The following is a 12,962-nucleotide window of genomic DNA, read 5'->3' on the forward strand; positions in this document are numbered from 1 at the left end:
CCTGTAGCAACAAGTGGTCCTTTTCTTTTATAGCAAAACTTATTATAAATTTTCAGCTAGCCAGGCATCTAAGGTGGCCATAAACTGAACATAGTTACTTGCAGAAACTACGTCATGTCCTGCATTTTCGTAAACTACCAAACTAGACTTCACTCCTGTTTGGTCCAATTTCGCTTTTAAGTCAATTGCTTGTTGAACCGGAACAACAACATCCTGACGACCATGAACGATCAATGTCGGCTTTGAAGTAGCAGTAACCTTATAAATAGGGCTTCCATTTATGTAAGCTTGAGGATTAGTAATTGGAGAAAACCCTAAGAGTAGCTGAACCAGGCCGGCTGTTTGAACGTTAACATTTCTGGTATCAGTTAAATTAGTTGGTCCAGATATGGAGACAACAGTTTTAACCTTATTGTCGCTATTATTTCCATAAGTATGAAGCATGGCTAAATGCGCACCCGAGCTGGCTCCAATAAGCGCGATATTTCCCGATACATTCCAACTATTTGTTTTTGCAGATACATAATCAATAACGGCCTTTACATCATCCTGCTGCTGCTGCAATTTAACAGTGCCTGTACCAGTCAGATCAATCAACCTGTAATTCATATTTACAACAGCGTATCCTTTAGCCCTCATAGTCGTTGCATAGGTAGTAAAATCGCTTTTATCACCACTATACCATGAGCCACCATGAATAAAAACAAGAACCTTTGTACTTGAATTTCGATTCTCGGGTAAATAAATATCCATTGTATTACTTGCACTGGCACCGTAGGAGACATTTAACATGTCTTCCGACTGAAGTGGCTTAACTTCGCTCTCGTCTTTCTTACAGGCACCTAACACCAGTACCGTAAGCATTAACACCGCTGACATTAGTTTTTTTCTGATCATAATTTATTTTTCATTAGTAGTTGAACCTTCTACGCACTGATTGTTAATATGTTAACAAAAAATACACATTTTTTTAATGGCTTTTAATATATCTTTATTAGACCCATCTCATCTGCCATGAAAGCAGTTTAAATAGGTCTTTAACGCATTAAAATAGCAACTCTTATGACCTGGAAAAAATTTAGTGGAGAAATTATTCAAAATCCAATCTTAGATGAAGTAGAAAAGGCAATTGAAAGAGAGTCTAATTTAGGGAACAAACTCAAAGTATGTATCGGGACAGACTCACAAGTGAAAGGAGCAGTTACAGACTTTGCAACAGTAATTGTGTTTTTGAGAGAGAAGAAAGGGGCATTTATGTTCATCAATCAGGAAAAAAGCACAAAAAAAATGAGCATCAAAGAACGGATGCTCTGGGAAGTCCAAAAATCTATTGAAACAGCCTATGCACTATGTGACCTACTTGATCTATATGATGTAGACCTGGAAGTCCACGCAGATATTAATACCAACCCTATGTTTAAGTCTAACCAGGCGCTTCATGAAGCCATGGGGTATATCCTAAGTATGGGATTTGTGTTTAAAGCTAAACCGGAAGCGTTTGCTAGTTCAGCTTGTGCGAATAAGGTGGTGCAGTAGAGGGTATACTAGAAATAACAAAAGCCCGAAAGACGCAACTTCCGGGCTTTAATAGTTTTACTTCAATCTATGAATCACTTAATCCATCTTGGATCACCAATATTTCCATTTTTCAATGTTGTATTGCTAATTGTGAAGTCGCCAGTAGAGGCGCTTGTAAATCCAGGATCCAACAAAGTTTTTGTAGTACTAGCATCATTCTTAGCGTTGGCTGTTGCACTTCCTGTGAAATTTGGCGCATTAAAATAGTTATTGCTCGCCATAGTTGTAATAGTAGTTGAGGCTTGGTTAGTATAATAACCATTAGTATTAGCAATAATATTTTTCGTGAAATGTATCTGATGAGATGTCAGGCGGATGTATAAGAACCTGTTTGCATTTGCTACATCATTGAATGTATTATTTCTGATCGTTATTATACTTGTAATTGAATTAAAGTTAGTAGCCCCAGTTACGTCCATCCGGAATAAATCTCTGGCATGACAACTATTGTAAACGGTATTATTCTCGAACAAGAAAGTTTTTGCGATACCAGTCCTAAAGTCAATGAAGTCTCCTCCACTACATTCTATTTCATAAATAATATTGCCGCTCATAACTACTGATTCAATAAGGGCTTTTTTATTTACATAAACCAAACCTTTTACATACTTCTTTAATTCACAATCCTGAACACTTAAAGCTCCATAAGCACTAGTCTGATCCTCATTGTAAATAATTGTTTGATCTCCAGAGGACCCTGTTCCGTCTAATACAAGGTTTTTCAATGTCAACCCTGCATTTGCGTTAATCTTTATCGTAGCACCAGTGATAAGCGGCTTGTTAGTTGATGTAGCAGCTTTAATTGTGATAGATTTATTGATAGCCAAATCTCCGTTTACAGCATAAGTTCCAGCCAGCAATGAAAACACATCTCCATCCTTTGCACTTGCGATTACAGTTGCTAAACTTTGAGTGGAACTAACAGGAATCTCCCCAGCCACGAAAGACTTTGTACCACGTGTCTTTGTTCCGTTCATAAGTTTAACAGTGTAGCTAGTACCCTGTGTTAAGCCAGTAACGACAGCTTCACCAGCTGCAATTTCAGCAGGGGTAACTGTTTTGGTAATATTTCCAGGAGTAAGAACAATAGAAGTTGCAGTTTCACCTGCAGGCCAGTTTATCGTTACAGTCGTTGCCGTCATTTTCTGAGGATTTACATCCTGAAGAATTTGCTCTGCATCAGTCGTAAAAGATGCTGAAACCCATTTAGAATCTTCGTTTCCTGTACCTAATGCTTTTACACGAGCGTAATAAGTCGTTTCTCCCGAAAGCCCAGTAATGGTATAAGGAATTTTAGCAATTGCAATACTATCAACAGTTTTAACCGCTGATCCAGAGAAATCAGCCGACTCGAAAATTTCTGCTTTGTAATATTTGGCTGTCCCAACAGGAGTCCAAGTTAATTTAACTCCAGTTTTATTAACAACTGCAGCTGTCATTTCAGTTGGGGATAAAGCCCTTTCAAGTTGAAGGGTTGTAATTTCCGACATAGCATCATCGTTACAGCCTTGGAAAGCTCCCGCCCCGGCCGCAAAAAGGAAGCCTATTAGTATCTTATTTATATTCATATTAGTTTATGAATTACTAAAGTTTTAAATGATTGTTATTTAAAGTACCATTGGAGTTATCAAGGAAGTACTGCCAGATAGGCCACACTTGCTGTTCGTCTGGATTTTTTAAATACAGGGCGTCCCAATAAGTGTTGACATCAGAACTTGAAGAAAGCGTCCACGTTTTATTAGTTGTGTAACCGGCCGCTGCTGCTCCTGTTTCTGTATCGCCCGCATTTAAACCGTAAATTTCGACAGTTTCCCCATCTGCAGCTGTACGATAATAAATCTTAGTCATTAAGCCCTGGTACTTTCCTGTTCTGGTTTCCAACTGTTGGAGCTTCTGTTTTGCCTCTGCAAGTTTTGTCCCTAGTAAATTCCAACGAATTAGATCTGCCTTTCTAAGCATCTCGCCTGTAAACTCCAGAGCTCTCTCGTCAACAATAGCATTGAAGAATGAAGACTTTGAAGCCGTAGCCTGAGCCATATAGTTGGTAACTTTCGCTGGACTGTTAGGAAAAGCCCTCTCCCTAATCATTTTCAAGTAAGGTGCTGCTGCTGCGGGTCCATCCAGCTCATTGATTGCCTCTGCTGCCATTAAGATGACGTCCGAATAACGCATATACATCCAGTTTAACCCGTCATCGTTACTAGAAGTAACTCTTCTCTTCATCCACTCATAACGATATTTTCCAAAATACCAGCGGCTTAAAGCGGTAGGAACCTGAATACCATTTGTCCATTCATAAGGAACAACTGAAACATCACGACGTACATCATCCTTATCATATTCATACCACATGATTGGGTTAGGACCATCAGTCCCACCTTTGTTTTGAGCAGTATATTTATCTATTGTCGTATGTTTTACTCCTAAATCAAAAGTCACACGACCACGGCCCTCAGCAAATGGAATTTCCCATATTGATTCTTGACCAGCAGTAACAACTTCCTGATTTAGATTAGTGAAAACTTCTTTAAAACCTAACAGCTTTAATTTTCCGCTGTTAATGATATCCAAACATTCCTTCTTAGCAATGGCATACATCTTATCGCGAGTTAGTTCAGGATCATTACTTAATCGCACAGTTCCATCAAGTCTTTGAGCATAACCTCCAGCTGCTAACGCCAAGCGTGCTCTAAGGCCTTTAGCAAAAGCTTTATTAACTCTCTCTACAGTTGATGTAGTAGCTGTTTCATTAGGCCATGGAAGCAAAGACGCAGCCTCGTCCAAATCTGCCAAAAGCTGTTTATAGATCGCATCCCGATCACTTCTGGGAAGGTAAACAGTTTGGGTGGTCATTGGCTCAAAACGTGCAGGCACATCTCCCCAACCTTTTATTAGGTCATTATAAAGAACAGCACGCAGAGTCAATGCCTCTCCTAATAGCTGTGCCAGTGCGGGGTTATTTTGAACATTTCCATATTTACGTAAACCAGCTATAGCTAAGTTGGAACGCTCTATAGCTTCATAAAATACAGCCCAAGCATTATTGTCTGTATTCATTTGACTATTATTTGCATTGGTGTTATAGTTAGCTAACCGAGATTTTTCATCAGCAGTACTTTTCAAACTGTTATAAACCTCAACATCAGTATTTATCCCATAGTTTACCAGGTAGCGTCCACGATAAGAGTTAGTTTCACCAAAAGAATGGAGAATACCAACAATACTTCCCTGAGCCAAACTTGGATCAGAGAAAATTACAGATTCGTCCAGGGTTGATTGGGCTGGAGCATCCAGCATATCTTTACAGCCTGAGGTAACGCCCAGAACTGATGCTAGTGTTATTATTGTTATAAATCGTTTCATTTTAATTTCGTCTGTCGTTTAGAAATTAACATTTAATCCAAATACATAAGATTTACTTTTTGGATAAGCAGAATAGTCTACGCCTGGAGTCAAAGGAGTTTGACGACGAGTAGAAACTTCTGGATCAAAACCTGTATAATCTGTGAATAATAGAAGATTATATCCAGAAGCATAAATTCTTGCATTTTTAATTCCAATATGAGAGATAAGCTTTTTAGGAAGGCTATAACCCAAGGTAACAGTACCCAATCTTAAGAACGAAGCATCTTCAACAGCCCAGTCCGTAAAAACGTATCTGCTCATATAAGGAGACCATAGAGTTGTATTAGCATTCATTGCAGTAAGCTCGGCTGGATCGTTGCTGATTGTACCGTCCTCACGGAGATTGTTCCAACGCTGCCCGCTCTCCATTATCGAAAGCATATTTCTTGAACTATACTGACTTGTTGAGGTGTATTCAATTTTATTTGCGTTATACACATCATTTCCATAGCTCCAGTTCCAGTAAGTTGCAAAATCAAAGCTTTTGTACCTTGCGTTAATATTAAATCCGCCAACATTAAGAGGATTTGCATTGCCGATTACTTTTCGATCTGACAAATCAATCTTTCCATCGTTGTTCAAGTCTTTCAATTTGAGACTACCGGGTCTAATAGTACCAACTACTGTCGTGGCGTCAGCAACACCACTGTTCAAATTCCAGCGGTTTGAGGCGAAGCCAGAAAAATCAGAAACTTCGTACCTACCGTCACTCACATAGCCGTACATATTGCCAATAGGACTTCCTGGTTCAACTAGATAATCTACTCCAACTGCGGTAGAAGCCCAACCAGAACCCTGAGAAATATTTTGAACGCCGCCCAGAGAAACAACTTTATTTTTATTAGCACTGATATTCGCACTGATAGTCAGGTCAAAATCTTTTTTTCTTATGGCACTCCAATTTAGCGATGCCTCCCAGCCTTTATTCTCAGTCTGACCAATATTCTGATACTGACCAGTATAACCTCCAGAAAGAGGGAATAACATTAACAGATCTTTTGTACTGTTTTTATAGGCTTCCAGTGTACCTGACAATTTCGAATTAAACAAAGTGAAATCCGCTCCTAGGTTTCTAGTAATATTAGTTTCCCACTTTAACTCAGGATTTGGAAGGATTTTGGAAGGGGCCCAGAAGCTAGTTGCTCCATTTACATAAGAAGTATTGGTACTTGAATAAACAGTTGTTCCTTGACCCGAAAGAATATCATTATTTCCAACCGCTCCATAACTAGCTCTCAATTTCAAATCATTTAACCATGATTTTGTCACTTTCATGAAATCTTCATCTGAAATTCTCCATCCAGCAGAAACTCCTGGGAAATAACCATACTGATTTTTTAGGAATTTCGAAGACCCATCAGCTCTAAAAGTCGCGCTAAAAAGATATCTACTTTTATAATCGTAATTTGCACGAGTAAATACAGAGAACAGCTTATCCTCAAAACCATAATTATTATTGATTGAAAAGGCATCTTTCCCCTGTGTGGTCAACTTCCTGGCATTATTAAAAGTAAAGGTAGCTGGGAATCCGTGAACGACATTCGTTAAATCAATTGAAGATGTTTTAATGAATTCCTGTCCCACTAGCCAGGTCAGATTATGATCTTTATTCAAATATTTCTTCAAGTCAAGATTCAAGGTATTGGTGTTTCTAATTCCATTACGATTTGTATTTGTAAGAGTCAGAGCTGGAAACCCTTGATTGGTACTCGTTGGAACATTTGTAACATAATACGTTGTTCTTCCATAAAACCGATCTTGGTCATTGCGATAGCCGTCATATGCAAATTCAGATCTAAACCTCAATACCTTGTTTGGATCATAATTTACAGCAGCACTTAAGTTATACGTTTTGCGATGAACAAATTGATCATTGTCTGTAATTGAAACAATCGGGTTGTAAAGATTGAAATCTGGGTCAGTTTCTGTTGAGTTTGATAAACCAGCAACTGGAATTGCAGGGTAAATCATTACATTTTTCAATCTTGAATCTGCTGATGAAACTTCTCTTTGCTCATTTGCTCCCGCGCCTTCTGTTTTAATATCTGCATAACGAAAACCTAAATCCAAGGATAATTTATCGTATAATTTCTGATTTAATTTAAAGTTCGCATTATGGCGCTCAAATCCAGATAAAAGCATAATTGCTTTGTCCTTAACATAACTATGACTTACGCTGAATTTGGTTTTATCTGTACCGCCAGAAATGGTTAAGTTTTGATTATAAGTAGTACCAGTCCGACCAAAAACAATATCCTGCCAGTCATTGGTTGGAACGTTTTTATAAAGATCCATATCCTGGTAATTTCCAAAATACTTTGTATAGTCAGTAATACTATTATCAAGCAAGGCGCGCTCATACTGCCACTTGGTGTAATCGTAAGGAGATATCAAATCCAACTTATTTGCTAGTTGTTTAGTTCCTCCGAAAACAGAATAAGAAACGCTAGTCTTACCGCTTTTACCACTTTTAGTAGTAATTAGCACTACACCATTACCACCTCTGGAACCATAAATTGCGGTAGATGATGCATCCTTCAAAACAGTCATTGACTCGATATCAGTTGGAGCAATATCAGGCATTGAGGTATATTGGAAACCGTCAACAACAAATAATGGAGAACTACTTTGGGTAATTGATGCCCCGCCTCTCACACGAATAGTCATCTCAGCATCTGGCGAACCTTCGGTTGTTGTTATTTGAACCCCGGAAACGCGACCTTGCATGGCTTGCAGTGCTGAAGAAACTGGAGCAGCCGCAATTACATCAGAGTTAATTGTAGCAACCGCTCCTGTCAGGTCTTTCTTTTTTGCAGTTCCGTAACCTACCACAACAACAGCATCGAGTTCTGTCGACGATTCTTCAAGCGTCACAGAAATCTTCGACTGCTGACTAACAGAAACCTCTTTAGTTTTAAATCCTACATATTTAAAAACTAAAACATGGCTGCCTGTCGAAGGAACATTTATTTTAAAATTACCGTTGACATCTGTACTAACGCCAGTATTAGCTCCTTTTAAGCCCACACTTACGCCAATAAGGGTTTCCCCTTTTTTGTCAACTACCTTACCCGTTACTTGCCGGGTTTGTGCAAACGCTGTTACCATGAAGGCGAACAGACCACACAACAATAGTATTGCTTTCCTCATAAAAAATATAAATATTAACTTTTAGGTTTATTAAGAATTTATTCTAATTTTCCTTTTCTTGTCGGCGGTAGAGACAATACTCTTCCACCCCACTTTTGTGGTATTTTTTGTTTAAATGTTTTGATTATTTAAGGGCTACAGCTCTTAATTGGTTGAATCAAGAACAATGTTACGCACTTTCGTCACAAAAAAAATACTACGCTTTATAAATATTTGTGCAATCGTTGCCGGGAACGATTTCACCTTTCATGGCAGGATGATAACACTTGTTAACGTCCTGAATCGTCCTGTTTGCTTATGTCAAAATCTATCCATTCACTCTTTCCTCAAAAAGCATTAATTAAAAAATCAGGAAATTACACGGGAAATGAATCAGCATTAATTTATCGTTCCAACCCAGCGTTATCCAACCCCACATCTACGTTTTATTAGGTAACAAAGTTACCGCAAAAACCAGATAAAAAAACTGTTTTAACAATTATTACAATGTTCTGTTAATACAAAATAAACACACAAAACTTAGATATATTATGAGAAATTTATTTTTTTGTTTACTGCTCGCTATTGCGGTAAATATTGATTCAAAAGCACAAATTAATGTTAATATAAATCTTGGGTCTCAACCCTCCTGGGGCCCCGCCGGCTACAATCATGTAGACTATTATTATTTGCCTGATATAGAAAGCTATTACTATGTTCCCAAGAGGCAGTTCATCTATTTAAATAACGGCCAATGGGTATTTGCCAATGCTTTGCCCTCCCGTTATCAGGGTTACAATTTATTCAATGGATACAAAGTGGTAATTAACAGACCCACCCCTTACCTTCAGTTTCAGGAAGACCGAGTGAAATATGTGGGCTATAAAAACAAAAAGGGTGCTCAGGTTACCATAAGGCAAAAGAATGCTGGAAATAGAGTTGCCGGAAACAATTCAAAAGGAGGTGGTTCGAAAACAAAAGCAGGAGGAGTAGCAAGTTTTAAGTCTCACGGAAACGGCAATAAAGGAGGAATTGGCGGCGGACAGGGGAATGGAAACGGTGGAGGTAAAGGTAATGGCGGAGGTAAAGGCAAACATTGATCTTTCAAAACCGGATAACAAAGAAGCCACTTTTATTAAAGTGGCTTCTTTTATTTTAAACCCATAAATAAGGATGATTGTCCGTCTGCTTATTAAGGCGTTCTTCAATTTTCTTGGCTGCATACGACGCTATAATCCCACCAAATAAATAAAAGCTGGTTGTAAGTAATTGCGTTTTAAGAGTTTTATTACTATGTACCGGATTTAGGCCCAATTGCTGAGGCAGGAATAGAGCACCGAGTCCTGCTAACAATCCAAGCGCAGTTCCCTTAGGTAATACATATTTTTTTCTTCCGGCAGCTGCAAGACTATAATAAAAGGTATTACTAATGATATCCCCTGCAAGGGTTAATTTATACAAATTATCATCTTCGGGCACAGGCTGACCGGCTTTATTTAAACCTTTTGATAAAGCATCCATTCCCATCAAGTCCATTCTTGGCGCATCTTTATCAAATCGCCTGGTCACTTCATGTAATAAATTGAGGGCAGTAGCTCCCGCTAATCCTCCTCCAATAGCTGACAATATCCTCATATCAAATAAAAGAGAATATTGGAAGTATTGTTTAAATTAACCGAACAAATCGCTGCTCAGATACCTATCGCCCCTATCGCAAACTATAAATACAACCACACCTTTCTCTAGTTCTGATGCAACTTTTAATGCTGCTACGGCTGCTCCACCACTACTCATTCCGGCAAAAATCCCTTCAACTTTAGCAAGCTTTCGGGTCATCTCTGTTGCGTCCGCCTGGGAGATGTCTATTACCCTGTCCACTCGTTGAGGATCGAAGATCTTAGGAAGATATTCAATAGGCCAGCGTCTGATCCCAGGAATAGATGACTCTTCCGTTGGTTGACAGCCGACTATCTGTATAGCCAAGTTCTTCTCCTTAAAATACATGGAATTTCCCATGATGGTACCGGTAGTTCCCATAGCACTCACAAAGTGCGTGATCTCTCCTTTGGTATCGTTCCAGATCTCGGGCCCGGTAGATTTATAATGAGCAAGGTAATTATCAGGGTTAGCGAATTGGTTTAATAAGAAATAGTCTCCGGTAGCTCCCTTCTCCTCTGCATAATCCCGGCAAGCTTCAATGCCTTCGAGTAAAGTTACCTTGGCACCGAATGCTTCCATTGTAAGTGTTCTCTCTTTAGTAGAGTTGCTTGGCATTACCAGTTCAATGTCCAGATCGAATAGTCTGGCAATCATTGCTAAAGCTATTCCTGTATTTCCGCTGGTTGCTTCGATTAATTTTGTTCCAGCTTTAATATCCCCCCTCTCCAATGCACTTTTTATCATATTCAATGCAGGGCGATCCTTCACACTTCCGCCAGGATTGTTACCTTCGAGCTTCGCGTAAACCCTAACGTTAGGGTTGGTATTTAATCTGTTTATTTCAACCAGTGGCGTATTGCCCACTAAATCTATAAGTCTGGCCATTGTAGGTTTTAATCTTTAACTTGTCTTTCTACCACTTTTATTCTGGCTTCGTGGTAAACGATAGAATGTGGAGGGAGGGATTTCGTAACCCATACATTGCCTCCAATAATGCTATGATGTCCAATAATAGTTTCACCACCCAGGATAGTTGCCCCTGAATAGATCACTACATTATCTTCAACGGTAGGATGCCTTTTTATAGATGCCATTTGCTTTTCCACACTTAAGGCTCCTAGAGTTACTCCCTGATAGAGTTTTACGTTCTTACCGATCACTGTAGTTTCGCCGATAACGATACCTGTTCCATGATCGATATGGAGATACTCTCCTATATCTGCTCCTGGATGGATATCAATTCCCGTTTTCGAATGGGCATACTCAGTCAGGATACGTGGGAGTAAAGGAATTTCCAGTTTGTATAATGCATTGGCCAATCGATAAAACGATATGGCATAAAACCCGGGATAGGTCCTGATCACTTCGAATTCGCTCTTTGCTGCGGGATCCCCATCCAAGATAGCCCTCACATCAGTATTTAAAACCCGGTACAACTCAGGAAGGTTCTGAAAAAACAATCCTGCTCTGCGCGAACTATCGCAATCGCGACATGCAGTGGTTGCATCCATAATTTTCTTCAGCTCATCTTCTAGTCCCCTAAGCTGCAGCTCAATCTCCTTTACTGACGCAAACATCGTTTTCGCTTGTTCAGGATAAAGTAATCTGATCACTCGCAACGCCCAGGTTGCAATTTCTTCATTAGAAGGAACAGCCTCAATGTGTTGATGCTTATTAAAGATGTATTTGTAGAAGTCCTCGTTCATACCAGCAAGCCTAGTCTCCTCAAAAAAGGCATTTGCAATTTTAGGAAAAAGAATCTTGTTTCTGTGTAAAAATATGTACCAGTATTAATCCGATAAGCTTTAAAGGATTTAGCAACTGCCAGCCAAATTAACCCTTAGTTAATATGAAAGATTTTAAAAGCAGGATTTAAAAAGGATAGAGGTTCGTTTTATATCCCTGTGGGGATGGCAGTTTATACGGGTCTGAATCGGAATTGAATCGTATCTGAATCGTATTTAAGCGGTCGCGTGTATAGTCATGGGAGTGCGTTGGGGTTTATCGCTATAGTTAATTTCCCTTCTGAATTTTGCTTGAAGATGTGACTAAACCAACAAAATCACTAACAAAGCACTAGTGGAATTCCTTTTTTAAACTTGAAATCACCATATCTACGTCTGAGGCTTTTACCCCTAAATGTGTTACAAGGCGAACGTGTTGAGCTCCAAATGAGGAGGTTCTGATACCATGTTTTTCAAGATGATGTACAAAGCTGTCGGCAGTTAGGTGACTGTCCAGTTCAGCTATGATTATATTTGTATCTACAGGAAGGACCCTTCTCACTACCGATAGTGATGCAAGTTCTTTACCAATCACCTTCGCATGTAGGTGATCTTCTTTTAAACGATTTATATGGTGCTCTAAAGCATAAATTCCCGCTGCTGCGAGGTATCCTGCTTGCCTCATCCCTCCCCCCAAAACTTTGCGGATCCTTCTTGCCCGTCGGATCAAATCTATATCGCCCAATAATACTGAACCGACAGGAGCTCCTAATCCTTTAGAAAGACATACCGAAATTGTATCAAAGAGATGGCCATAATCCTTTGCATGCTCTCCGGTTTCAACCAAAGCATTAAAAATACGGGCACCATCTAAATGCAAAGAGAGCTTTTTCAATTTAGCCAGGTGATAGATCGGCTCAATCTCATTCAACGTATAATAACTTCCGCCGCCCCTGTTTGCCGTATTTTCGAGCACGATCAATCTGCTAATGGCATGATGTATATTATGAGGATTGATATTAAGTTCTATCTGTTCAGCTGTTAAACGACCTCGGTCTCCCTGAATAGTCCTGATAGAAACGCCTGAATTAAAGGCCATTCCTCCACCCTCATACAGATATACATGCGAACTCTTGTCACAGATCACTTCATCAAGGGGATTTGTTTGGATCTTAATAGCTATCTGGTTGGTCATTGTGCCTGAAGGACAGAACAAGGCTGCCTGTTTTCCAAACATATGCGCAAGTTTTTCTTCAAGGGCATTTACGGTCTCGTCCTCTTCATAAACATCATCTCCCACCCTTGCTGCAAACATAGCTTCAAGCATCTCTTTGGTAGGTTGCGTTACAGTATCGCTGCGAAGATCAATAGCCATAATCAAATTAACATATTTATACGGAGAGAAGCAGCATTTTCAAGACAAATTAATTTCAGAAAGCTGCTTAAGTAATTTCTTAAAACAATAAA

At 39.3% G+C, this 12,962-nt stretch carries 10 protein-coding genes; 2 read left to right on the forward strand and 8 right to left on the reverse strand.

Going from position 1 to position 12,962, the window contains the following annotated elements; genetic code table 11:
* Positions 1–42 precede the first annotated feature (42 nt).
* Positions 43–897, reverse strand: a complete 855-nt coding sequence (locus J4N24_RS14100) for an alpha/beta hydrolase (RefSeq protein WP_207534342.1) — start codon at positions 895–897, stop codon at positions 43–45.
* A 165-nt stretch (positions 898–1,062) separates the two neighbouring features.
* Here J4N24_RS14100 and J4N24_RS14105 point away from each other — a divergent pair, with 165 nt between their 5' ends.
* Positions 1,063–1,536, forward strand: a complete 474-nt coding sequence (locus J4N24_RS14105) for a ribonuclease H-like YkuK family protein (protein ID WP_207534343.1) — start codon at positions 1,063–1,065, stop codon at positions 1,534–1,536.
* Positions 1,537–1,610: 74 nt separating this feature from the next.
* On the opposite strand, the gene J4N24_RS14110 is transcribed toward J4N24_RS14105, so the two are convergent.
* Genes J4N24_RS14110 through J4N24_RS14120 form a run of 3 tightly spaced genes read right to left on the reverse strand, consistent with a single transcriptional unit; the run spans position 1,611 to position 8,133 of the window.
* Entirely contained in the window at positions 1,611–3,146 is a 1,536-nt protein-coding gene (locus J4N24_RS14110; RefSeq protein ID WP_207534344.1) for a DUF4957 domain-containing protein, read from the reverse strand.
* A gap of 16 nt (positions 3,147–3,162) precedes the next feature.
* On the reverse strand, positions 3,163–4,941 hold the full coding sequence (locus tag J4N24_RS14115) for a RagB/SusD family nutrient uptake outer membrane protein (RefSeq protein ID WP_207534345.1): 1,779 nt from the start codon (positions 4,939–4,941) through the stop codon (positions 3,163–3,165).
* Positions 4,942–4,959: 18 nt separating this feature from the next.
* A complete protein-coding gene (locus J4N24_RS14120; protein WP_207534346.1) occupies positions 4,960–8,133 on the reverse strand; it encodes a SusC/RagA family TonB-linked outer membrane protein in 3,174 nt (1,057 codons plus the stop codon).
* A 530-nt stretch (positions 8,134–8,663) separates the two neighbouring features.
* Between J4N24_RS14120 and J4N24_RS14125 the strand changes: the two genes are divergently transcribed.
* Positions 8,664–9,212, forward strand: coding sequence for a hypothetical protein (locus J4N24_RS14125; RefSeq protein ID WP_207534347.1), 549 nt, complete (start codon positions 8,664–8,666; stop codon positions 9,210–9,212).
* Between the two features lie 55 nt (positions 9,213–9,267).
* Here J4N24_RS14125 and J4N24_RS14130 read toward each other — a convergent pair whose 3' ends face one another.
* The 4 genes from J4N24_RS14130 to J4N24_RS14145 form a co-directional block, all read right to left on the reverse strand.
* Positions 9,268–9,747: a hypothetical protein gene (locus tag J4N24_RS14130; protein WP_207534348.1), complete on the reverse strand. Its 480-nt coding sequence runs from the start codon at positions 9,745–9,747 to the stop codon at positions 9,268–9,270.
* A 36-nt stretch (positions 9,748–9,783) separates the two neighbouring features.
* Positions 9,784–10,656 carry a cysteine synthase CysM gene (gene cysM / locus J4N24_RS14135; RefSeq protein ID WP_207534349.1) on the reverse strand — a complete coding sequence of 291 codons (873 nt, stop codon included), beginning with the start codon at positions 10,654–10,656 and terminating at the stop codon, positions 9,784–9,786.
* 8 nt (positions 10,657–10,664) lie between these two features.
* On the reverse strand, positions 10,665–11,477 hold the full coding sequence (gene epsC, locus J4N24_RS14140; RefSeq protein ID WP_207534350.1) for a serine O-acetyltransferase EpsC: 813 nt from the start codon (positions 11,475–11,477) through the stop codon (positions 10,665–10,667).
* A gap of 370 nt (positions 11,478–11,847) precedes the next feature.
* Positions 11,848–12,870: a threonine aldolase family protein gene (locus J4N24_RS14145; protein WP_207534351.1), complete on the reverse strand. Its 1,023-nt coding sequence runs from the start codon at positions 12,868–12,870 to the stop codon at positions 11,848–11,850.
* Positions 12,871–12,962: the final 92 nt, after the last annotated feature.

This window comes from Desertivirga arenae (genome assembly GCF_017355785.1).
Classification (GTDB): Bacteria; Bacteroidota; Bacteroidia; order Sphingobacteriales; family Sphingobacteriaceae; genus Desertivirga; species Desertivirga arenae.